Here is a 22,594-nt window from a genome sequence, read left to right on the forward strand (position 1 = left end):
CCGCGATGGCGCGGCCCCCGTCGTGCGCCTCGAGTTCGGCGCGGCGGGCTCAGTTCACCCGCCGCTCCTTGCCCGCCCAGTACCGCTCGCGGATGAGGAACTTCTGCAGCTTGCCCGTCGCCGTCCGCGGCAGGCTCTCCACGAAGTCCACGCCCGTCGGGCATTTGAAGTGGGCGAGGTGCTCCCGGCAGAAGGCGATGATCTCCTCCTCCGTGGCCGTCATGCCCGGCCGCAGCACGACGAGCGCGCGCGGCGTTTCGCCCCACTTCTCGCTCGGCACGCCGACCACCGCGCACTCCAGCACCGCCGGGTGCTTGTAGAGCGCATCCTCCACCTCGGCCGACGAGATGTTTTCGCCGCCGGAAATGATGACGTCCTTCTTCCGGTCGACGATGTTGATGTTGCCGAACTCGTCCCACGTGGCGAGGTCGCCCGTGTGGAAGTAGCCGTCGTAGATCGCCTTGTTCGTCTCCTCCGGCTGCTCCCAGTAGCCCTTGAGCACCACGTTCGCCCGCGCGCACACCTCGCCGATCGTCCGGTCGTCCTTCGGCACCGGGTTGCCGTTGTCGTCGAGCACCTGGATGTCGACGCCGATCGCCTCGACGCCGGCGCGGGCGCGGCGCTGGTAGTTCTGCCCGTCCGGGTTGTGGTAGTCCGGCGCGCTCACCGTCAGGATGGGTGAGGTCTCGGTCAGGCCGTAAATCTGGATGAACTCCCAGCCGAGCTCCTTCTCCAGCCGCTCGATGAACGCTGCCGGCGGCGGCGCGCCCGCGACCACGAACCGCGGCCGCGTCGTGATCGTGTACTTGTCCCGGTCCGGGAAGGTCAGGATCGTGTTCAGCACGGCCGGCGCCATGCAGGCGAACGTGATCTTCTCGTCCTGGATGAGCCGGAAGATGTCGGCCCCCACCACCGCCCGCAGCACGACGTGCGTCGCACCCATCGCGGTGATGGCGAAGGGGCCGCCCCAGCCGTTCGCGTGGAACATCGGCAGCGTCCACAGCTCCCGGTCTTCGTGCCGCACGCGCAGGTGGGCGATGAAGTTGTAGGCGTTGATGTAGACGTTCCGGTGCGTCAGCATGACGCCCTTCGGCCGCGCCGTCGTCCCCGAGGTGTAGTTGATCGAGGTGACGTCGTTCTCGTCCTGCTCCACCGGCGGCGTCGGCGTTTTCGGCTGCTGGCCGACCAGCCCGTCCCAGTCGACCCAGCCGGCCGGCGTCTGCTTCGGCGTCCGCGGGTCGGCGACGATGAAGTGCTCGACCGTCTTCAGGTTCGGCCGGATGTCATCGATCACGTGCGTGTAGTCGTAATCGACGAGCACCGCCTTCACGCCGGCGTGGTTGATGATGTACTCGTGGTCGGCCGCCACCAGCCGGTAGTTGAGCGGCACGAGGATGGCGCCGATCTGCGTCACCCCGTAGTAGCTCTCGAGGAAGTAGTGGCTGTTCGGGCTGAGGATGCAGACCCGGTCGCCCTTTCGGACCCCGAGCGAGAGGAGCGCGTGCCCGAGCTGGTTGCACCGCTCCTGGTAGTCGCGGTACGTCATCCGCAGGTCGCCGTCGACGATCGCTTCCTTGTTCGGGTAGAGCTTCGCCGCGCGGCGAAGGAAATCGTTGAGCAGCAGCGGTACTTCCACCGGCCTGGTCCCCCGCGTTCGAGTTGTGCGCGGGGATTCTAGCCGATTTCGCAGCCCGGGCGAGCCGGCGGCGGCTCCACGCTCTCCGAGCCGAGCACCGTCACGTGGCCGAGCTTCCGGCCCGGCCGGGGCGCCTTCCCGTACCGGTGCACGAAGACGCGCCCCGGGTGCGCCGCCGCCAGCGCCGCCAGCGCCTCTTCATCGATGTCGCCGATGAGGTTGAGCATCGTGGCCGGCTCCCGCAGGCCGGTCGGCCCCGGCGGCAGCCCCGCCGCGATGCGGATGAGCTGGGCGAACTGGCTCGTCGCGCACGCCTCGATCGTCAGGTGGCCCGAGTTGTGCGGCCGCGCCGCCACTTCGTTCACCAGCACGTCGCCGCCCGGCAGCAGGTAGCACTCGAGGCAGGCGATGCCGACCAGCCCGGCCCCCTCCGCGAACCGCCGGGCGAACTCCTGCGCCCGCGCAGCCGATGCCGCGGGGATGCCCGCCGGCGCGCGCGACACGCGCAGGATCCCCCCGCGGTGCACGTTCCGGATCGGGTCGAAATAGGCCAGCTCCCCGCCGGCGCCGCGGCAGACGATGACGGAGAACTCGGCCGCGAAGTCCACCCGCTCCTCGATGACGCACGTCCCGCCGCCGAGCGCCTCCCATGCAGCCGCGAGGCCTGCCGGCGTCTCCGCCCACGCCTGCCCGCGGCCGTCGTAGCCGCCCGTCGCCCGCTTCACCACGGCGGGCAGCGCGAGCTCCCGCCCCGCCGCCTCCGCTTCCGCGGCGCTCGTCACGATCCGATGCGGCGGCACGGCGATGCCGAGCCCGGCCGTGAACGCCCGCTGCTTCGCCCGGTCCTGCGTCGTCAGCACGATGCGGGCCGCCGGCCGCAGCTCGATGCGCGCCGCGACCCGCTCCAGCAGCGCCGACGGCAGCGTCTCCGTCTCGAACGTCGCGACGGCGACTTTCGCGGCGAACCGGTCGGCCGCTCCCGGGTCCTCGAAGCTCCCGGCGACCACCTCATCGGCCGCGGCCGCGGCAGGGCAATCGGCCGCGTCGTTCAGGATGACGGTGCGGTAGCCGAGGTCGCGCGCCGCTTCGGCCAGCATCAACCCGAGCTGGCCGCCGCCGATGATGCCGATGGCCGAACCCGGCGGGAGCGGCGTCATTCCAGCCGTTCGCCCAGCACCCGGTCGCGCTCCTCGGCCATGAAGGCCGCCACCTTCGCCCGGAGCGCCGGGTCGTCCGCCGCGAGGATGCGCACGGCGAGGTGGGCCGCGTTCACCGCGCCCGCTTCGCCGATCGCCATGGTCGCCACCGGCGTGCCGCGCGGCATCTGCACGATCGAGAGCAGCGAATCGAGCCCCTGCAGCGCCTTCGTCTGGATGGGCACGCCGATGACGGGGAGGGGCGTCTGCGCGGCCGTCATGCCGGGGAGGTGGGCCGCGCCGCCGGCCCCCGCGATGATCACTTTCAGGCCCCGCGCCGCCGCCGCGCTCGCGTACTCCGTCACGAGCCCCGGCGTCCGGTGGGCCGAGACGACGCGCGCCTCGCACGGCACGCCGAACCGCTCCAGCACCTCGACCGCCAGCCGCATCGTCGGCCAGTCGCTCGAACTGCCCATGATGATGCCCACGAGCGGCGCGTCCCCGGCCATGCGGGCATTGTACGGCCCGGCCGCGCTACGGGCGGCGGCTCCGCGCGTGCTGTTCGAGCGCCCGGAACAGCTGCCCCACGCCTGTCGTCGGCACGGTGATGAACGGCGGGTCGCCCGCCTCGCGCCGCCGGTAGAGGTCGCTCACCTTGTGGGGCAGCGGCGTGCCCGCCCACGCCAGCACGACGTCCGCGCGCGCCTTGTCCGCCCGCGCGTCCCCTTCCGTCACCCGGCTGTCGCCGTCCACGAAGACCAGCTCCGGGCCGCCCGCAGCCTGCGCGAGCCGGAGCGCCTCCTGCCGCGCCGCCGGGCTCCCGCCGAGCACCACCGCCCGGCGGAGGTTCGCCCGCCGGCAGGCCGCCGCGGCCGCGCGCGCCGCCTGCAGCGCGTTCGAGCCCCCGCAGCCGGCGCACCGCTCCCGCACCGTCAGCACCACGATCTTCCCCGTCGCATCGGCCGCGGCCCGGCACTCTGCCGCGCCGCACCAGCCGGCGAGCGCCGCCCACGCCGCCTCGCGCGCCCGCTCCCGCTTCGCAACGGCCATCCGCTGCTTCTTCCCGGTCGTGAGGCCGGCGGCCACGAGCGCCGCGCGCGCCAGCGCCAGCCCTTGCGCGTCCAGCAGGCCCTCCTCCCGCAGCCAGTCGTCGATCGCGAAGTCGGCGCTCACCCGCGCATTGTCGCAGGGAGCGCCGACATCGCCTGTCGCCGTGCTGCCGCCGGCCGCGCTACTGCGCCGTGAAGCTCACCGACTCGCCGTTCACCACCACCGTATACGTCGTGCCGCTCACGAAATCGGAGCCGAGGTCGACCACCGACTCGTGCGTGCCGTAGATCATCGTGCACGCGACGTCGTCGCTATCCGGCATCCGGTTCGTGACCCGGATCGTGATTTCGGTGCCGCTCCGGCCGGTGATCTCCCAGGCCTCGAACTTCGCGCAGCCGCTCGGCAGCCCGCTCACGATCCGCACCGCGTACGTCGGCGGCGCCGTCTCGCGAATCAGCACCTCGAGCCCGTCGATCGGGGCGTCCACCACTTTCGTCGGGTAGCTGTCGCCGGGCCGCGAGCCGGTCGAACCGGAGTCATCGATGCAGGCCGCGGTGACGGCCGCCGCCAGCACGAGGACGAAGAACAGGGGAAGAAGACGTCGCATGTTGCTCATGCCCATCAAGACGCCGGCCGGCCGGAAAATGTTCCCGGCCGGCGCCCCCTCCGGTGGCTTACCGTGCGGTAAACCGCTATGCTTCGCCCTCGGGCGGCCCCGGCCGCCGGATACCCCACAGCCCTGGAGAACCACCCGTGAAAGTTCGCGTCAAAGCTGAAATGTGCGAAGGGCACGGCAAGTGCGAGAAGGCCGCGCCGGAGATCTTCAAGCTCGGCGACGACGATATCTCCATCGTCCTCATCGAAGGCGACCTGCCCAAGGAGCTCGAGGAGAAGGCCGAGCGCGCCTACCGCCTCTGCCCCCGCCAGGCGATCGAACTCATCCCCTGAACGGTTTCGTAAACGATCGTTCACTTTTTCCGACCGGTAGGCTACCATCACAGGGCCTATTCCCCAGATAGACCGGGCCATGCCCCCGGAGGAGTGCCGTGACCGCACCTGCCATCGAACCCTCGGACATCAACCTCAACAACCCTGAGCACTTCCAGCGCGAAGAGTTCCACGAGCTCCTCCGCATCCTCCGCCACCGCGACCCTGTGCACTGGAACCCGCCCGGCGAGGTCTCCAACGGCTTCTGGTCGATCACGAAGTACGAAGACATCCTCTTCATCTCCCGCCGGCCGGAAATTTTCATCTCCAGCAAGGGCATCGCCGGCCCCGGCATCAAGCCGGAGCGGCTCGCCGAGCTCGACTTCGCCGCCCAGCAGCAGAACGCCGGCGGCAACGCCTCCATCATCACGATGGACCCGCCCCGCCACGTGAAGATGCGCCGCCTCGTCAACAAGGGCTTCACCCCGCGCGCCGTCAACGCGATGGAGCCCGAAATCCGGCGCGTCACCAACGAAATCCTCGACCGCATCGCCCACAAGGGTGAATGCGACTTCGTCCTCGAGGTCGCCAGCCAGCTCCCGCTCGCCGTCATCTGCGGCATGATGGGCGTCGAGCAGAAGGACTGGCCCCTCATGTTCGAGCTCACGAACAAAGTCCTCGGCTCCGGCGACCCCGAATACCAGACCGACATCCCCGAGGAAGAGCGCGGCACCGGCCAGGCCGCCCGCCTGACCGCCATGAAGGGCCTCCAGACCATGCTGGAGTACTTCCGCGGCGTCCTCGAGGACCGGCGCCAGAATCCCCGCGAAAACGACCTCCCCACCATCCTCCTCGAGGCCGAGGTCGACGGCGAAAAGCTCACCGAGGGCGACATCCTTCAGTTCTGCTTCCTCCTCATCGTCGCCGGCAACGAGACCACCCGGAACGCGATCTCCGGCGGCCTCCAGGTCCTCTGCCAGCACCCGGACCAGAAGCGCGCCCTCATCGAGGACTACTCCCTCATGGATACCGCCATCGAGGAGATCCTCCGCTGGACCTCGCCGCTCCACCACATGGCCCGGACCGCCACCGAAGACGTCGAGCTCCGCGGCAAGCAGATCCGCGCCGGCGACCGCGTCCTCATGTGGTATCCCTCCGCCAACCGCGACGAAGACATCTTCCCCGACCCGTACCGCTTCGATATCCGCCGCACGCCGAACGACCACCTCGCCTTCGGCATCGGCGAACACTTCTGCCTCGGCGCCGGGTTCGCCCGCAAAGAGCTCAAAGTCATGTTCGAAGAGCTCTTCCGCCGCTTCCCCGATATCGAAGTCGTCGGCCCGCCGGAGCGCCTCCGCTCCACCTTTATCAACGGCATCAAGCACATGCCGGTCCAGTTCACCCCCGAACGGTGAGCCCCGGCCGAATCACCGCGCCGGCCGGTCTTCCCGCCGGCGCGGCGATTCGCGTACGCTATCGACCGGACGGTAAATCAGCCGGGAACGGGACCCCGGCGCCATGACAGCACCCGCGGAGCAGCACGTGACCACCGAAGCACAGAGCCTCACCCTCGCCGATATCGACCTCAACGACCCCGTCCTCTTCGAAAGCGGCCTCTCCCACCAGGCGTTCAAGATCCTCCGCAAAGAGGACCCGATCTCCTGGACGCCGCCGACCGATGAGGTGAAGGGCCACTGGAACCTCGTCAAGTACGAGGACGTCCTCTTCGTCTCCCGCCACCCGGAGATCTTCAGCTCGGAAAAAGGCATCACCGAGTACGAGCCGATCAGCGAAGAGGACGCGCTCCTCGCCTCCCAGGGCAACGGCAAGATGATCATCACGATGGACCCGCCGCGCCACGTGAAGATGCGGCGCCTCGTGAACAAGGGCTTCACCCCCCGCGCCGTCGCCCAGTGGGAGCCGAAGATCCGCGAGACCACCAACATCCTCCTCGACCGCATCGCGAAGAAGGGCGAATCCGACTTCGTCCTCGATGTCGCCTGCAACATCCCCCTCGCCGTCATCTGCCAGATGCTCGGCGTCCCGGAGAAGGACTGGGAGCTCATGTTCGCCCTGACGAACAAGGTGCTCGGCTCCGGCGACCCCGAATACCAGACCGACGTGCCCGAGGACCAGCGCGGCACCCCCGAGGCCGCCCGCATCACCGGCAACATGGGCACCATGCAGATGTTCGGCTACTACGCCCAGGCCCTGATGCAGCGGAAGACCGCCCGCACCGAGGACATCATCTCGCTCCTCGTCGATTCCGAGGTCGACGGCGAGAAGCTGACCGATGAGGACATCCTCTGGTTCTGCTTCCTCCTCATCCTCGCCGGCAATGAAACCACCCGGAACGCCATGTCCGGCGGCCTCCTCGCCCTCTGCGAGCACCCCGACCAGAAGAAGAAGCTCCTCGACGACATGTCGCTCATCGACTCCGCCGTCGAAGAGATCCTCCGCTGGGTCTCGCCCGTCACCCACATGGCCCGCGTCGCCAAGGAGGACACCGCCATCCGCCACCAGCCCATCAAAGCGGGCGAGCGCGTCGTCATGTGGTATCCCTCCGTCAACCGCGACGAAGACGTCTTCCCCAACGCCGACGTCTTCGACATCACCCGGACGCCGAACGACCACCTCGCCTTCGGCATCGGCGAGCACTTCTGCCTCGGCGCCGGCTTCGCCCGCCTCGAGCTGAAGGTGCTCTTCCAAGAGCTCTTCCGCCGCTTCCCGGATATCGAACTCGCCGGGCCCGCCCAGCGCCTCCGCTCCACCTTCATCGGCGGCATCAAGCACCTGCCCGTCAGGTTCACCCCCGAGAAGTAGCCGGTTCTCCGCTTTCTCGCGCCTTTCCCCTCGTTCGAAGGGGGCCGGCCCCGCGCCGGCCCCCTTCGGCCGTTCGGGGGGAACCGGAAACCGGGAACCGGGAACCGGGAGGCGGGAGGTTGGAGGTTGGAGGTTGGAGGTTGGAGGTTATCGTCCTCTCCCTGCTCCCAACTCCCAACTCCGTAGCCGCGGGCCTCCGTGCCCGCGGAGGGCCGGGAGGCCCACCCGGCCGTTCGCATCCACCCGCCTCCCGCTTCCCGCCTCCCGCTTCCCGCCTGCCGGGACGCCCCGTTGGGCGCATGGCGCCCCGCGGGGACGGAGCCCCGCGACTACGGCCCCTCCCCTTCGCCCCGCTCGCGATGGTTCGTGATGCGGTTGGGAGGTTGATGCCCCCGAAGCCAGCCTTACGCTCTCTCCCAACTCCGAACTCCCAACTCCCAACTCCGTAGCCGCGGGCCTCCGTCCCCGCGGAGGGCCGGTGAGGCCCACCCGGCGGTTCGAGCATCACGCTCCCGCCTAACGTCTCCCGCCTCCCGCTTCCCGCCTCCCAATGCATCCGTTGGGCGCATGGCGCCCCGCGGGGACGGAGCCCCGCGACTACGGCCCCTCCGCTCCGCCCCGCTCGCGATGGTTCGTGATGCGGTTGGGAGGTCGATGCCCCCGAAGCCAGCCTTACGCTCTCTCCCAACTCCCAACTCCCAACTCCGTAGCCGCGGGCCTCCGTGCCCGCGGAGGGCCGGTGAGGCCCACCCGGTCGTTCGAGCATCACGCTCCCGTCTCCCGGTTCCCGTCTCCGGCCTCCCGCTTCCCGTCTCCCGCCTCCCGGTTCCCGTCTCCCGCCTCCCGCTTCCCGCCTCCCGGTTCCCGCCTCCCGCCTCCCGCCTCCCGCCTCCCGGTTCCCGCCTCCCGCCTCCCCCTACCGTCCCTGGGCGCAGAGTGTCACCGGGTCGCCGTAGTACGCGAGGATGGCGTGCGCGGGGAAGCAGATCCGCACCGGGCCGCCTGCCTGGACCGCCGGCTTCGACGAGCCGCCGAGCCCCAGCTTGCCGAGCAGGCCGGACCAGACTGACCCCCCGCCCGACTCCCGCACCACCCGGAACTTGCCGGCTTCCAGCCCGGCCAGCGCCGCCGCCCGGTCGTACGCCTCGTACCGGTCGGCCGTCGCGTCGATGAGCCCCAGCTCCTGCGCCGTCTGGTTGTCGTAGACCATCGCGCCGATGCGATCCCGGATGGTCGTCTCGGGGATGTTCCGCGCCGCCGCCACGTGCCGGACGAACTCCGCGTACTCGTTGTCGACGCCCCGCTGCAGCTCCTGCTTCTCCTGCTCCGTGAGCGGCCGGTAGGGCGCGCCGACGTCCTTCGAACGCCCGGCCGTGATCGGCTGGAAGACGATGCCGTCGCGGGTCGTCACGCCGCCGCCGAAGAGCCCGCCCTCGGTCGCGAACAGCCCGTCCCAGTACTCGATCGCCCCCATCGTCACGCCGATGCTCCCGACGAGGCTTCCGTAGTCGGCGATGATGAGGCTGGCGGGCGCCATCGCGTACATCCCGCCCGAAGCGCTCAGCCCGGCGACGAAGGCGACGACCGGCTTGCCAGTCTTTTCCCGGTACTCCTGGATGCCCTGGGCGATGGCCCGCGCGCCGAAGATCGTGCCGCCCGGCGTTTCGAGCTCCAGCACCACGCCCGCGATGCTGTCGTCCTCCGCCGCCTTCCGCAGCTTCTCGCGAATCTCGTAGCCGTAGACCACCCCGGGCAGGCCGAAGATGCCCGCCGGCTCCAGCTCTTCGCCGAGGATGACCCCCGTGACCGGGATGGAGAGCAGCTTTCCGCTCGCGCTCGAATCGCCGTAGACGACGTCTTCGCCGCCGCCCGAATCCGAGGCCGCCGCGATGATCGCCGCGAGGATGATGAGCGGCAGGAAGAGCGCGAACGAGAGCGTTACGCCGAAGCAGCCCGCGGCGACGATCGACTTCACGCCGGTCCGCCAGATCATCGTCCAGGTGCCCTCGCGCGCGCCCGGCGGCGGGTAGGGCCCGCTGTACCATGCCTGCAGCCCCGGCCCGTAGCCCACGTACGGCGGATACGGCGGCGGCTGGGCCCCGGGCGGCGTCCCCGGCGGCGGCGTACCCGCGCCCGGCTGCTGCGGCGGCGCTCCCGTGCCTTCACCCGTCGGCGTCGAACCCGGCTGATCGCTCATCGCACCTCACCCTGCCCGCGCCGTCTCGCGGCCCCGCGGGCCGAAACAGGGTAGCAGGGAGGAGGGAGGAGGGAGGAGGGAGAAGGGAGAAGGGAGAAGGGAGAAGGGAGAAGGGAGAAGGGAGAGCCCCCGCTGAACCTCCCAACTCCCAACTCCAACCTCCACCTCCCAACTCCCGTAGTCGCGGGCCTCCGTGCCCGCGGAGGGCCGGGAGGCCCACCCGGACGTTCGCATCCACCCGCCTCCCCGTTCCCGCTTCCCGCCTCCCGCTTCGCGGTTCCCGAAACATCCGTTGGGCGCATGGCGCCCCGCGGGGACGGAGCCCCGCGACTACGGTTGGAGGTTGGAGGTTGGAGGTTGGAGGTTGGAGGTTGGAGGTTGGAGGTTGGAGGTTGGAGGTTATTCTCTCTCCCGCCTCCCGCCTCCCGCCTCCCGCTTCCCGCTTCCCGTTCCCCGCCTCCCGGCTCCCGGCTCCCGCCTCCCGCCTCCCGGCTCCCACCGCCGCCGCGGAACGGCGGCATCCCGCGGCGCCGCCGCCGAAGCCGGCCAGCCATCCCCCGCGGCGCCAGCCGCGCGACCGCCGCCCTTGCCCATCCCTTCGGCCATCTCCTCTACACTCCTCCCATGCACGTCATCGAAACCGCGGGCCTCACGCGCCGCTTCGGCGATGTCACCGCCCTCGATGACCTGACCATCTCCGTCCCGCCCGGCGTCACGGGGCTCGTCGGCGCGAACGGCGCCGGCAAGAGCACCCTCATCCGCATCCTGCTCGGCCTCCTCCCGCCCACCTCCGGCTCCGCCCGCGTCCTCGGCTACGATGTCGCCAGCGAAGGCCCCGTCCTCCGCCAGTTCGTCGGCTACATGCCCGAACACGATTGCCTCCCCGGCGACGTCTCCGCGACCGAGTTCATCGCCCACATGGCCCGCGTGAACGGCCTGCCCGGCGATGCCGCCCGCGAGCGCACCGCCGAGACGCTCCGCCACGTCGGCCTCTTCGAAGAGCGCTACCGCGACATCCGCGGCTACTCCACCGGGATGAAGCAGCGCGTCAAGCTCGCCCAGGCTCTCGTCCACGACCCGCGCCTCCTCTTCCTCGATGAGCCGACGAACGGCCTCGACCCCGCCGGCCGCGACGAAATGCTCGACCTCGTCCGCCGCACGGGGCACGAATTCGGCATCTCCATCGTCATGGCCTCCCACCTCCTCGGCGAAATCGAGCGCGTCTGCGACCAGGTCGTCGTCATCGACGGCGGCCGGCTCCTCCGCCAGGGCGCTATCGCGGATTTCACGGCCGCCACCGGCACCCTCGTCGTCGAAGTCGAAGGCGACCCCGCGGCCCTCGCCGCTGCCCTGCGCGGGGCCGGCCTCCGCGTCGAACGCGACGGCCGCCACCTGCTGCTCCCCTTCGAGGGCGACGCCGTCCTCGACCGCGTCCGCGACGCCTGCGCCGACCTCGGCCTCGGGCTCGTTCGCCTCGAACGGCGGCGTCAGGCGCTCGAAGACCTCTTCCGGCCGGCCCCGGAGGCTGTCCATGCCGGGCGCTGACGCCCCCGCGGGCGCGATCTACGACCTCGGCTACCGGACCTACGACGGCCCGCGGCTCGGCCGGCGCGCTGCCGTTCTCGCGCTCTACACCTTCACCCTGCGCGGCGCCTTCGGCATCGGCCGCCGCACCTCGGCGAAAATCGTCCCGCTGGTTGTCGCAGCCTTCGCCTTCATCCCTGCGCTCATCCAGCTCGGCGTCGCCGCGCTCCTCGGCAGCCGGATCGAAATCATCGCCCCGTGGAACTACCTCGGCTACAGCGAAGTCCCCGTCGCCCTCTTCTGCGCCGGCGTGGCCCCCGAAATCTTCGGCCGCGACCTGCGCTACCGCACGCTGTCGCTCTACTTCTCTCGGGCCCTCCTGCGCACCGACTATGCCGTCGCGAAGACGGCCGCCTTCGTCACCGCCCTCGCCGTGCTGACGCTCGGCCCGCTCCTGCTCCTCACCATCGGCAACGGCCTCGCCAGCGACGACCTGCCCGGCTACCTCGCCGACCACTGGCGCGAATTCCCGCAGTCCCTCGCGGCCGGTCTCGTCATCGCGGCCGTCGCCGGGTGCGGCTCGCTCGCCATCGCCGCCCACGCGCCCCGGCGCGCGTATGCGACCGTCGGCGTCGCCGCCTGGTTCCTCGTGACGCTGCCCCTGGCCGGCATCCTGGTCGAAATCGGGGGCGAGGTCGGCCGCTTCGCTGCCTGGTTCAGCCCGTTCGACCTGCTCTACGGCGCCGCGCTCGCCATCTTCGGGCACACCCCCGGCGCCGATTCCATCCAGGCGCGCGCCGACCTGCCGCCGTTCACCTACCTCCTGCTCGCCGCGGCCCACCTCGGGGCTGCCGCGCTTCTCATCCTTCGCCGCTTCCAGCGGGTGCAGGCATGAGCGAGCCGGCACCCCCGGCCATCGAGCTGCGCGGCGCCTCCCGCTGGTACGGCAACGTCGTCGCCGTCAACGACGTCTCGTTCGACGTCGGCCCCGGCGTCACGGGGCTGCTCGGCCCCAACGGCGCCGGCAAATCGACCATCCTCCACATGGCCGCCGGCTTCCTCCGGCCCTCCGCCGGCGAGGTGCGCATCCTCGGCGAACCGGCCTGGCGCAACCCTCGCATCTACCGCCGCCTCGGCCTCGTGCCGGAGCGCGAGGCTGTCTACGGCTTCCTCACCGGCCGCGAATTCGTCGAGCTCGCCGCTCGCCTTCACCGCCTCCCCGACCCCGCCGCCGCCGCGGAACGCGCCATCGCCCTCGTCGGCATGGAAGCCGCCGCTTCCCGCCCCTGCGGGACCTACTCCAAGGGCATGAAGCAGCGCATCAAGATCGCCGCCGCCCTCGTCCACGACCCGCAGGTGCTCATCCTCGATGAACCGTTCAACGGCGCCGACCCGCGCCAGCGCCTCCACCTGATGGATCTCTTCCGCCAGATGGCCGCCGAGGGCCGCGCCATCCTCTACTCCTCCCACATCCTCGAAGAAGTCGAGCGGCTCGCCGATACCGTCCTCGTCATCGTCGCCGGCCGCCTCGCCGCCTCCGGCGATTACCGCCAGATCCGCGCCCTCATGACCGACCGGCCGCACGCCTTCACCGTCCGCTCCAGCGACGACCGCGCGCTCGCCGCCCGCCTGCTGGCCGAGCCCGCCATCAGCGGCATCGCCTTCGAAGACGGCCGCCTCGAAGTCCGCGCCTCGGGCCTCCTCGCCGCCGCCCGCGCGCTCCCCGCGGCCGCCCGCGAGGCCGGCGTCACGCTCTACGAAGTCCGCCCGACGGACGAATCCCTCGAAAGCGTCTTCTCCTACCTGGTCCGCCGATGAACCCCGACGTCGCCCGTCTCACCGCCCGCACTCTCCTCGGCCAGCGCCGCACCATCCTCGTCGTCCTCCTCGCCCTCCTGCCGGTCGGCATCGCCCTGCTCTACCGGTTCGCCGCGCCCGCCGATGCCGACCCGGAGCGGTTCGCCGCCCGCGCCCTCCTCGGCGGCATCGTCACCTCCACCATCCTCCCCCTCGTCACGCTCATCTTCGCGACGGGCGCCTTCGGGCAGGACATCGAAGACGGCACCGCCGTCTACCTGCTCGCGACGCCGGTTCCCCGCCGCGACATCGTCCTGGCGCGGTTCGCGGTGGCCTGGGCCGCCTCGCTCGCCGTCCTCGTGCCGTCGGCCGTCCTGGCGGGCGTGATCGTGCTCGGCGGCGGCGGGCCCGGCATCGTGGCCGGCTTCGCCGCCGGCCTCGCCGCCGGCTCCCTCGTCTACGCCGCGGCCTTCACCTGGCTCAGCATCGCGACGAGCCGCGCCCTCGTCGCCGGCCTCCTCTACGTCTTCCTCTGGGAGGGCACCCTCTCCGGCCTCTTCAGCGGCATCCGCTTCCTCTCCATCCGCCAGTACGCCACCGGCATCGCCGGCGCCTTCTTCGACCTGCCCGCCAGCGTCTTCCAGCCGCGGCTCGAACCGGCGCCGGCCGCCGTCCTCGCCGCGCTCGTCGCCGGGCTCATGCTGCTCCTCGCCGTCCGCCGCCTCCAGCGCTGGGAGGTCGGCGAGGCCGGCTGAGCGGACCTTCTAACCTCCCGATCAACGAACGTTCGCCGGTCGTTTACCTCGCTCCCGAACGATGGCCCATGGCCCGCCGGCCAGCCATCCCAACGCAGCGAGGTTCCCTCCATGTCCCTGGACCACGACCCGTCCGACCTCCTTCCCGTCGTCGACGACTACCGGTCCAACCAGTGCTTCGTCCACCCGCAGACCTGCCGCTGGAGCTGCGGCAACCAGTGCGCCCACCCCGCGCCGAACGAAAGCGAGAACGAATACTTCGGCGCCGTCGCCCAGCGCTACGTCTCCCGCCGCCGGCTCCTCGGCTTCGGCGCCCTCGCCGCCGGCATGCTCGTCGTCGGCAAGACCACCGTCGTCGGCGCTGAGACGGCCCGCGCCCAGTCGGCCGGCAGCGGCTCCGGCCTGAACTTCACGCCCGTGAAGCTCGACGGCTCCGACCGGATCATCGTCCCGCCCGGCTACAAGTCCGAAATCCTCATCCGCTGGGGCGACCCGCTCTTCCTCGACCCCGGCACCGGCTTCGAATTCGGCAAGCAGACCGCGGCCCAGCAGGAGCGCCAGTTCGGCTACAACTGCGACTTCCTCGGCTTCATCCCGCTGGCGAAGGACCGCGCCCTCCTCATCGCCAACCACGAGTACACCAACCCCGAGCTCATGTTCCCCGGCTACGACCCGGAGAACCCGACGAAGGAGCAGGTCGACTACGAGCTCGCCGCCCACGGCGTGAGCGTCGTCCACATCGAGCGGCACAAGACGCGCGGCTGGCGCTACACCCTCGGCGCCTGGCACAACCGCCGCCTCACCGGCACCACACCCATGCGGCTGACCGGCCCCGCGGCCGGCCATCCCTGGATGCGCACCAGCGCCGACCCGGCCGGCTACACCGTCCTCGGCACCCTCAACAACTGCTCCGCCGGCATCACCCCGTGGGGCACCGTTCTCACCTGCGAAGAGAACTTCAACCAGTACTTCGCCAACAACGACCAGGTCGCCGATGCCGCCAAGAAGGCCGCCCACAAGCGGTATGGCCTCCCCGGCGGCGCCAGCGAGCGGAAGTGGGAGCGCTTCCACAAGCGGTTCGACCTCGCCCAGGAGCCGAACGAAGCGTTCCGCTTCGGCTGGGTCGTCGAATTCGACCCGCACGACCCCGGCTCCCTCCCCCGCAAGCACACCGCCCTCGGCCGCTTCAAGCACGAAGCCACTTCCACCGTCATCGCGAAGGACGGCCGCGCCGTCGTCTACATGGGCGATGACGAGCGATTCGACTACGTCTACAAGTTCGTCAGCGACGGCAAGTACAACCCGAACGACCGGCAGGCGAACTTCCGCCTCCTCGAATCCGGCACCCTCTACGTCGCGAAGTTCAAGGACGACGGCACCGGCGAATGGATCCCGCTCATCGCCGGCCAGGGCAAGCTGACGGCCGCCAACGGCTTCGCCACCCAGGGCGACGTCTGCATCAAGACCCGCCTCGCCGCCGACCTCGTCGGCGCCACCAAGATGGACCGCCCCGAGGACATCGAAGTCAACCCCGCCAACGGCTACGTCTACGCCGTCATGACGAACAACTCCCAGCGCGGCACCAGCGGCCGGCCGGGCACCGATGCCGCCAACCCCCGGGCCGAGAACCGCCACGGCCACATCATCGAGATGATGCCCGCCGGCGGCGACCATGCCGCCCTCAAGTTCCAGTGGCGCTTCCTCATGCTCTGCGGCGACCCGGCCAAGGATAAGGGCACCTACTTCGGCGGCTTCGATCAGTCGCTCGTCAGCCCCATCTCCTCGCCCGACAACATCACCTTCGACCGCCGCGGCAACCTCTGGATCGCCACCGACGGCCAGACCAGCACCTTCAAGAAGAACGACGGCGTCTTCGCGGTGCCCGTCGCCGGCCCCGAGCGTGGCTACAACCGCCAGTTCCTCTCCGGCGTCCCCGGCGGCGAATGCGCCAGCCTCGTCTTCAGCGACACCGACGACACGCTCTTCGTCTCCATCCAGCACCCCGGCGAAGGCTCCACGCTCGAGAAGCTCTCCAGCAACTTCCCCGACGGCAAGGAGCCGCGCCCGACCGTCATCTTCGTCATGAAGGAGGACGGCGGCGTCATCGGCTCCTGACGCCGGCCGCTGAGGTCACCCCGCGGGGGCGCGCCGCCTTGGCGCGCCCCCGTCGCATTTTCACCCGATTCGAAGGATTTATCGGGGCCGCGTTTGGCCCCTGCTTGCCCCTTGCGCGGCATTCTGGGCCGAAATCGGCCCGCCACACATAAACGCCGCGCCGCGTGAATCCTTGCCGGGAGCCGCCCCGGCTTCGACATAAGAGCGTTGAACGGGCCGCCCGCCCGGGCGTACCCTTCGGCCCTGCCCCACCGGGGATCCCGGGGGATCGGCCCCGGACCTCCTGCTCCCAGGCTCGAAGACCTTGCCGCTGAATCGCCCGCCCCCGCGCGGGAGGAAGGAGTGTGTGTGCCGTTGGAACCCGCCGCCAGCGCGAGCAGCGAACCCCGCCACCTCGCCCGCTCGTGGCGCGCCGTCCTCGGCTGCCTCGAGGTCCAGCTCAACCCGCACACCTTCGCCATCTGGCTCAAGGGCGCCGCGCCCGGCGCCTACGACGGCCGCACCCTCGTCATCGATACCCCGAACGACATCGCCCGCGACTGGCTCGATAGCCGCCTCCGGCCCGTCATCGAACGCGCCGTCGCCCAGGTCTTCGGCGAGGTCGAGGTCGTCTTCCGCGGGCCGGGCGCGCCCCCTGCCGCCGTCGCCCCCGGTCCCGTGCTCGGCACCGTCGATGCCTCCCTGACCTTCGACGCGTATCAGCCGTCCGAGGGCAACCTCCTCGCCTTCCACGCCATGCGCGACCTCGCCGAAGCCGTCCCCGGCGCGCCCTCGCCGGTCGTCATCTACGGCCCGCCCGGCCTCGGCAAGACCCATCTCCTCCACGCCGCCGCCGGCGCCGCCAGCCGGGCCGGCCGCGCCGTCGCCTGCCTCGATGCCGGCACCTTCACCTCCCGCTTCGTCGGCGACATCCGCAGCGGCAGGAGCGGCGAATTCCACGATGCCCTCTGCGGCCTCGACCTCCTCATCCTCGATGACCTCCAGCAGCTCGCCGGCCGCCGCGCCACGCAGGAAGCCTTCGCCGCCGCCCTCGATGCCGTCATGCACCGCGGCGGCCACGTCGCCGTCGCCTCCGAACAGCACCCGTTCGATCTCGACCTCCTCGACCGGCTGACCTCCCGCCTCGTGCAGGGCATCGTCACCCGCGTCGAGCCGTTCGACGATGCCGCCCGGCGCGCCTTCATCGAGCGCGTCGCCCGCCGCCACCGGATCGCCCTTCCCGCGTGGGCCATCGACCGGCTGGCCGCCTGCCGCGCCCCCTCCGTCCGCCTCCTCCTCGGCGCCGTCAACCAGGCCATCGCCCTCCAGCGGATGGGCCGCCTCGACCTCGCCCGGCTCGATGCCGCCGTCGCCCGCATCGCCATCGCCGAGGCCGCCGGCGCGGAGCCCACGCCCGGCCTCCTCGAGCGTATCGCCCGCTACTTCAGCGTCGAGGCTGCGGAGATCGCCGGCCGCTCCCGCCAGCCGCGCGTCGGCGAAGCCCGCGCCGTCGCGGCCGCCCTCCTGCAGGAGCAGGGCATGAGCCTCGCGCAGGTTGGCGCCCTCCTCGGCGGCCGCGACAAGAGCACCGTCAGCGCGCTCGCCCGCAAGGGCGCAGTCCTGCTCGAAGCGCACCCGCAGCTCCGCGAACGAAAGTCGGCCTGAGCAGGCGCGCCGGTGATCACCCCCGGCATCCACGGCGTAGGATCCCGGCGTGAAGGCCCCGGTCGACGATGCCGACGCCGTCCGCGCCATCGCCCGCGGCGATGATGCCGCGCTCGGCGCCCTCTACGATCGCTACGGCCGCCCCTGTTACGCCTTCGCGCTGCGCATGCTCGGCTCCGAACGCGACGCCGAAGAGGTCGTCCAGGAAACGTTCCTCCGCGCCTGGCGGAGCGCCGCTGCCTACGACCCTGGCCGCGCCACCGTCGCCGGCTGGCTGCTGGCCATCACCCGAAACCTCTGCGTCGATGAACTCCGCCGGCGCCGTCGCCGCCTCCCGGCCGCCACCATCGAGGATGCCGCGCCGCTGGCGGCGGACGACCGCACCGATAGCGCTGCCGAACGCGCCATCGATGCCGAGCGCGTCCGCGCCGCCCTCGCCAGCCTGCCCGGAGAGCAGCGCTCCGCCATCGAGCTCGTCTACTACCATGGCCTCACCAGCAGCGAAGTCGGCCGGCTGCTCGGCGTCCCGGCGCCCACCGTGCGCAGCCGGCTCCGCCTCGGCCTCCTCAAGCTGGCCGGCATCCTCAGCCCGGGAGACGACCGCCCATGACCGAGCCGCCCGGCCACCCCATCGAATTCCTGCCCGAGCTCGCCCTCGGCGTCCTCCCCCCCGCTGAAGCGGAGCCGGTCCGCCGCCACCTCGCGGGCTGCGGCGCCTGCGCCGAGGAGTTCGCAGAGCTCGAGCGCGTGGCTGCGCTCCTGCCGCTCGCCGCCGATGCCCCGGCCCCCGGCCCGGCCGCCCGGGAAGCGCTCCTCCAGCGCGCCCGCGCGGAGCGGCTCCCCCGGCCCCGCGCCCGGGTCGCTCCCGCCCGCCTGCTGCAGGCCGCCGCTGCGCTGCTCCTCTTCGCTGCCGGCGGCCTCGCCGGCTGGGCCGCAGCCCGCGGCGGCGCGGGCGGCACCGATGCCGCCAGCCGCTCCCGGGAGACGCTGCTCGCCGCCGCCGCCCGCGGCGAAACCCTCCGCGCCGATGCTTCCAGCAGCGCCGGCATCCGCGCCAGCCTCCTGCTCGACCCGGCCAGCGGGCTCGCCGTCGCCGTGCTCGATGGCCTCGCTCCCGCCCCCGCGGGCCGAACCTACCAGGCCTGGCTCATCGAAGACGAAACCCCCCGCTCCGCCGGGCTCCTCGCTGGCGACGGCAGCCTCCTCCTCGCGCCGGGGGGAGACCTCCGCCGCTTTTCCGCCTTCGCCCTCACCCTCGAACCTGCCGGCGGCGTCCCTGCCCCCACCGGCGACCCGCTCGTCGTCGTCCCGTTCGCCCTCGCGGCTCGTCGCTGAGCTGCCCTCAGAACTCCAGCACCACCCGCCGAAACCGCTCCACGTACCGCCCGTCCGGCGTCCGCCACCGCTCCTGCGCGAACCGCGCCAGCTCCTCGCCACTGCCGAACTGCGACGCGTGCGCCGAGAGCGCCCACACCTTCCGCTCCAGCTGCGCGCCGATCTCGACGTCGAAATTCGGCGCGTTCGTATTCCAGAGCAGCAGCTCGCGCACCCGCCACGGCTCCAGCCCTTCCGCCACCTGCTCCGGGAAGTTCAGGTGGTCCCGCGCCGCCGGGTAGACGGCATCCAGCGCCGCCGCCCCCGTCGCCCGGTGGTCCGCATGGTTGATGAACCGGTCCCGGATGATGAAATCCGTCGGGTCGTGCGTCAGCACCGTCTCCGGCCGCACCTCGCGGATGACGCGGACCAGCGCGCCGACGAGCTCCCGCGAATACGCCAGCTCCCCGTCTTCGAAGCCCAGCATCCGCGGCGGCGCCGTCCCCAGCCGGCGGCAGGCCTCCGCCTGCTCCTCCCGCCGCAGCGCGATCAGCCGCTCGCGCGGCATCGAGCGGTCGGCCGTCCCCTTCGCCCCGTTCGTCGTCACCACCCAGTGGACGGCCCAGCCGGCCTCGATGAGCTGCAGCACGTAGCCGCCGCAGCCCAGCTCCCCATCGTCCGGGTGTGCCGCGATCACCAGCGCCACCGGCATGCCGTGCCCCCTTCCGCCGAGTCCCTTCGATCGTGGCAGCCCCCGGCCCCTCGCGCGAGCCGGCCGCGTGTTCCGAACACGTTTGACGATAAAGCCGCGAATTTGTTACCGTTCCCGCGAACATCCGTTCGGACGGCGCCGATGACCACCCTCTCCCCCCGCCAGCAGCAGATCCTCGAGTTCCTCCGGGCCTTCATCGAAGAGCACGACTACCCGCCCTCCATCCGCGACATCCAGGAGGGCTGCGGCATCTCCAGCACCTCCGTCGTCGACTACAACCTCCGCAAGCTCGAAGAGAAGGGATACATCCGGCGCGACCGGGAGATCTCCCGCGGCATCGAACTCCTCGGCGCCCGCGGCCGCCGCACCCGCATCGTCGAGGTTCCGCTCCTCGGCACCATCGCCGCCGGCCAGCCCATCCCCGTCCCCTCCTCCGACCGCTGGGCCGCCGACGCCGAGGACTACGTCCCCGTCACCGAAGAGATGGTCCGCGGCCGCACCAACGTCTTCGCCCTCAAAGTCCGCGGCAAATCCATGATCGAAGACCTCATCGACGACGGGGACATCGTCTTCCTCGAACCCGTCCGCCACGCCGACGACGGCGACCGCGTCGCGGTCTGGCTGAAGGACCGCGGCGAAGTCACCCTCAAGCGGATCTACCGCGAAAACGGCCGCATCCGTCTCCAGCCGGCCAACAGCGCCATGGAGCCGATCTACACCACCCCCGACAACGTCGAAATCCAGGGCCGCTTCATCTCGTCGATCCGCCCCAGCGAGTAGACTGTCCTCCATCACCCCGTGCCGGGGAACCCTCGGCCGCCGGCAGGACCCGATGCCCCAGGCGCTCCTCGAGGTGCGCGACCTCTCCATCGAATACCGCGCCCGCGATGCCACCGTCTACGCCGTCGCCGGCGTCTCCTTCCGCCTCGAGCCCGGCGAAGTCCTCGCCATCGTCGGCGAATCCGGCTCCGGCAAGACGACCGTCGGCATGGCCATCCCGCGCCTCCTCCCCGGCGAGGCGGCCGTCACCGCCGGCGCCATCCGCCTCGCCGGCACCGACCTCCTCACGCTCCACGATGCGGACCTCCGCAGCTACCGCGGCCGCCGCATCGCCATGATCTTCCAGGATCCCGTGGCCGGCCTGAACCCCGTCATCGACATCGGCAGCCAGGTCGCCGAGATCCTCACCAGCCACCTCCAGCTCGACCGCAAAGAGGCGCGCCGCCGCGCCGTCGACCTCCTCTACCGCGTCGGCCTCGCCGAACCGGAGCGCGTCGCCCGCGCCTACCCGTTCCAGCTCTCCGGCGGCATGTGCCAGCGCGTCATGATCGGCATCGCCACCGCGCTCGACCCCGAACTCATCATCGCCGACGAACCCACCAGCGCCCTCGACGTCACCATCCAGGCCCAGATCCTCTACCAGCTCCAGCGGCTCCGGGAGGACCGCGGCACGGCCATCCTCCTCATCACCCACGACTTCGGCGTCGTCGCGCAGGTCGCCGACCGTGTCGCCGTCATGTACGCCGGCCGCATCGTCGAAGAAGGCCCCGTGCGCGAGATGCTGAAGCAGCCGCTGCACCCGTACAGCCACGCCCTGTTGGCGACGCTGCCCAGGGTCGACGGCGCGCGGACGCACCTCCACCAGATCCCGGGCCAGCCGCCGGAGCTGACCCGCCCGGCCGAGCGGTGCCCCTTCCTCCCCCGCTGCCCGAAAGCCCTCAGCCGCTGCCGGCAGGAGCCGCCGCCCGTCCTCGATCAGCCGGCGGGCGCCACGCACCGCGTCGCCTGCTACAACCCCGTCTGGCAGGACGCCGCCGGCTAGCGCCGGCCGCCGCGGCCGGTCGCCAGCGGCCCCCGCACCGGCGCCAGCGCCGCCAGCCGGGCGAACGCGGCTTCGAGCGCCGTGTCCTCGTCCATCTCGTTCATCTTGTGCGCCCGGTCCGCCTCGACGAGGATGGCGAACGCTTCCCGGACCGCGCCCGTGCCGTGCCGCCGCGCCCGCTGGATGGCGGCCTGCTTCAGGTTCGCGAACCGCGCCACGTTGCCCAGCTGCCTGTCGATGTCGGCCTCCGGTGCGCCCTCTTCGATCAGCGCGGCCAGCGCGCCGAGCGAGCGATACCGCTCGAAGACCGCGCCGAGGATGCCCTGCCCCGATTCGCCCAGCGCCAGCCGCCGCCGCAGCATCTCCAGCGCCGTGCCGAGGTCCCCATCCATGAGCGCGTCGACCATCCGGAAGTGGTCCGGCTCCCGTTCGCCGGCGCACACCCGCATGGCGTCGAGCACGGTCACCTCGCGACCCATCGCCCAGAGCGCCAGCTTGTCCAGCTCGTTCGCGATGAGGAGCGTGTTCCCGCCGAGGATGCCCGCGAGGTAGGCGGCCGGGTCTGTCTCCGGCGGGGGCTCCTCGCCCGGCAGCAGCTCCTCCCGCCGGGGCGCGCCCGCCCGGAAGCGGATGCCGCGCACCGCCGCCTCTTCGCGGATGTACCGCTGCCGGTCCTGCAGTTTGGTGAGCGCGGGGTAGTGCTCCACCTGCGCGCCCGGCACCTTCTTGAGCAGCTGGACGAGCGGGTTCGCGTCCGTCACCTGCCGCATCTGCTGCTCGGCGAGGAACGGCCGGCCGAGGAAGACGATGAGCGACGTCGGCGGCACCCGTTCGAGCAGGCCCGGCAGCTCGGCCCACGCCCCCGGCGCGCGGCTCCCCCGCGCCCCGCCCCGCGGCTCGTACCGCGCCAGCAGGTGCTCCACGATGACCAGCCGCAGCGGCGCGAGGAACGGGGGCGCCATCGCCGGCGCCACCACGTCCGCCGGCTTCAGGTCGCGCCCTTCCAGCTCCGCGAGGTTGTGGAGCAGCATCCCGGTTCCGCCGTCGGCCTGCTCTTTGAGCTCGCGCAGCCGCCGCCGGATCGCCGCTTCGTCGCCGCCGTAGAGCAGCAGGATCACGCCCGGAAGCCTACCGCAGCCGGC

At 71.5% G+C, this 22,594-nt stretch carries 21 protein-coding genes; 13 read left to right on the forward strand and 8 right to left on the reverse strand.

What is annotated here, in order from left to right; all coding sequences use genetic code 11:
- Nucleotides 1-49: 49 nt before the first annotated feature.
- From N2041_RS10685 to N2041_RS10705, 5 genes are read right to left on the reverse strand one after another with little or no spacing between them, the layout of a single operon-like run.
- The gene (locus N2041_RS10685; RefSeq protein ID WP_297678573.1) at nt 50-1,636 is read right to left on the reverse strand and encodes a long-chain-fatty-acid--CoA ligase; all 1,587 of its coding nucleotides are present in this window, start codon (nt 1,634-1,636) and stop codon (nt 50-52) included.
- A gap of 38 nt (nt 1,637-1,674) precedes the next feature.
- Nucleotides 1,675-2,793: a 5-(carboxyamino)imidazole ribonucleotide synthase gene (gene purK, locus N2041_RS10690; protein ID WP_297678574.1), complete on the reverse strand. Its 1,119-nt coding sequence runs from the start codon at nt 2,791-2,793 to the stop codon at nt 1,675-1,677.
- Nucleotides 2,790-3,281 carry a 5-(carboxyamino)imidazole ribonucleotide mutase gene (purE, locus tag N2041_RS10695; RefSeq protein ID WP_308445341.1) on the reverse strand — a complete coding sequence of 164 codons (492 nt, stop codon included), beginning with the start codon at nt 3,279-3,281 and terminating at the stop codon, nt 2,790-2,792. The genes purK and purE overlap by 4 nt, the downstream gene beginning before the upstream one ends.
- 25 nt (nt 3,282-3,306) lie before the next feature.
- Entirely contained in the window at nt 3,307-3,945 is a 639-nt protein-coding gene (locus tag N2041_RS10700) for a hypothetical protein (protein WP_297678575.1), read from the reverse strand.
- Between the two features lie 58 nt (nt 3,946-4,003).
- A complete protein-coding gene (locus N2041_RS10705; protein WP_297678576.1) occupies nt 4,004-4,429 on the reverse strand; it encodes a hypothetical protein in 426 nt (141 codons plus the stop codon).
- A gap of 146 nt (nt 4,430-4,575) precedes the next feature.
- On the opposite strand from N2041_RS10705, the gene N2041_RS10710 reads away from it, so the two are divergent.
- From N2041_RS10710 to N2041_RS10720, 3 genes are all read left to right on the forward strand, one after another.
- Entirely contained in the window at nt 4,576-4,770 is a 195-nt protein-coding gene (locus N2041_RS10710; protein ID WP_270057393.1) for a ferredoxin, read from the forward strand.
- A gap of 98 nt (nt 4,771-4,868) precedes the next feature.
- The gene (locus N2041_RS10715) at nt 4,869-6,164 is read left to right on the forward strand and encodes a cytochrome P450 (RefSeq protein WP_297678577.1); all 1,296 of its coding nucleotides are present in this window, start codon (nt 4,869-4,871) and stop codon (nt 6,162-6,164) included.
- A gap of 127 nt (nt 6,165-6,291) precedes the next feature.
- Complete coding sequence (locus N2041_RS10720) at nt 6,292-7,572, forward strand: cytochrome P450 (protein WP_297678578.1); 1,281 nt, start codon at nt 6,292-6,294, stop codon at nt 7,570-7,572.
- 916 nt (nt 7,573-8,488) lie between these two features.
- On the opposite strand, the gene N2041_RS10725 is transcribed toward N2041_RS10720, so the two are convergent.
- The gene (locus N2041_RS10725) at nt 8,489-9,769 is read right to left on the reverse strand and encodes a S49 family peptidase (protein ID WP_297678579.1); all 1,281 of its coding nucleotides are present in this window, start codon (nt 9,767-9,769) and stop codon (nt 8,489-8,491) included.
- A gap of 624 nt (nt 9,770-10,393) precedes the next feature.
- Here N2041_RS10725 and N2041_RS10730 point away from each other — a divergent pair.
- The 8 genes from N2041_RS10730 (at nt 10,394) to N2041_RS10765 (ending at nt 18,939) form a co-directional block, all read left to right on the forward strand.
- A complete protein-coding gene (locus tag N2041_RS10730) occupies nt 10,394-11,314 on the forward strand; it encodes an ABC transporter ATP-binding protein (protein WP_297678580.1) in 921 nt (306 codons plus the stop codon).
- Complete coding sequence (locus N2041_RS10735) at nt 11,301-12,188, forward strand: hypothetical protein (RefSeq protein ID WP_297678581.1); 888 nt, start codon at nt 11,301-11,303, stop codon at nt 12,186-12,188. The genes N2041_RS10730 and N2041_RS10735 overlap by 14 nt, the downstream gene beginning before the upstream one ends.
- Nucleotides 12,185-13,111 (forward strand): ABC transporter ATP-binding protein, encoded by a 927-nt coding sequence (locus tag N2041_RS10740; protein ID WP_297678582.1) that lies wholly within the window; start codon nt 12,185-12,187, stop codon nt 13,109-13,111. Before N2041_RS10735 ends, N2041_RS10740 begins: the two co-directional genes overlap by 4 nt.
- The gene (locus tag N2041_RS10745) at nt 13,108-13,845 is read left to right on the forward strand and encodes an ABC transporter permease (RefSeq protein WP_297678583.1); all 738 of its coding nucleotides are present in this window, start codon (nt 13,108-13,110) and stop codon (nt 13,843-13,845) included. Before N2041_RS10740 ends, N2041_RS10745 begins: the two co-directional genes overlap by 4 nt.
- A 111-nt stretch (nt 13,846-13,956) precedes the next feature.
- Nucleotides 13,957-15,960, forward strand: a complete 2,004-nt coding sequence (locus tag N2041_RS10750; protein ID WP_297678584.1) for a PhoX family phosphatase — start codon at nt 13,957-13,959, stop codon at nt 15,958-15,960.
- 348 nt (nt 15,961-16,308) lie between these two features.
- Entirely contained in the window at nt 16,309-17,604 is a 1,296-nt protein-coding gene (locus N2041_RS10755; RefSeq protein ID WP_297678585.1) for a DnaA/Hda family protein, read from the forward strand.
- A gap of 49 nt (nt 17,605-17,653) precedes the next feature.
- Entirely contained in the window at nt 17,654-18,214 is a 561-nt protein-coding gene (locus N2041_RS10760; protein WP_297678586.1) for a sigma-70 family RNA polymerase sigma factor, read from the forward strand.
- A complete protein-coding gene (locus N2041_RS10765) occupies nt 18,211-18,939 on the forward strand; it encodes an anti-sigma factor (RefSeq protein WP_297678587.1) in 729 nt (242 codons plus the stop codon). Before N2041_RS10760 ends, N2041_RS10765 begins: the two co-directional genes overlap by 4 nt.
- A gap of 7 nt (nt 18,940-18,946) precedes the next feature.
- On the opposite strand, the gene N2041_RS10770 is transcribed toward N2041_RS10765, so the two are convergent.
- Nucleotides 18,947-19,630: a PIG-L deacetylase family protein gene (locus N2041_RS10770; protein WP_297678588.1), complete on the reverse strand. Its 684-nt coding sequence runs from the start codon at nt 19,628-19,630 to the stop codon at nt 18,947-18,949.
- A 141-nt stretch (nt 19,631-19,771) separates the two neighbouring features.
- Between N2041_RS10770 and lexA the strand changes: the two genes are divergently transcribed.
- Nucleotides 19,772-20,410: a transcriptional repressor LexA gene (gene lexA, locus N2041_RS10775; protein WP_297678589.1), complete on the forward strand. Its 639-nt coding sequence runs from the start codon at nt 19,772-19,774 to the stop codon at nt 20,408-20,410.
- A 52-nt stretch (nt 20,411-20,462) separates the two neighbouring features.
- A complete protein-coding gene (locus N2041_RS10780) occupies nt 20,463-21,452 on the forward strand; it encodes an ABC transporter ATP-binding protein (protein WP_297678590.1) in 990 nt (329 codons plus the stop codon).
- On the opposite strand, the gene holA is transcribed toward N2041_RS10780, so the two are convergent.
- Entirely contained in the window at nt 21,449-22,570 is a 1,122-nt protein-coding gene (gene holA / locus N2041_RS10785; protein ID WP_297678591.1) for a DNA polymerase III subunit delta, read from the reverse strand. The genes N2041_RS10780 and holA overlap by 4 nt on opposite strands.
- Nucleotides 22,571-22,594: the final 24 nt, after the last annotated feature.

The sequence above is a fragment of the Tepidiforma sp. genome, from assembly GCF_026419595.1.
Classification (GTDB): Bacteria; Chloroflexota; Dehalococcoidia; order Tepidiformales; family Tepidiformaceae; genus Tepidiforma.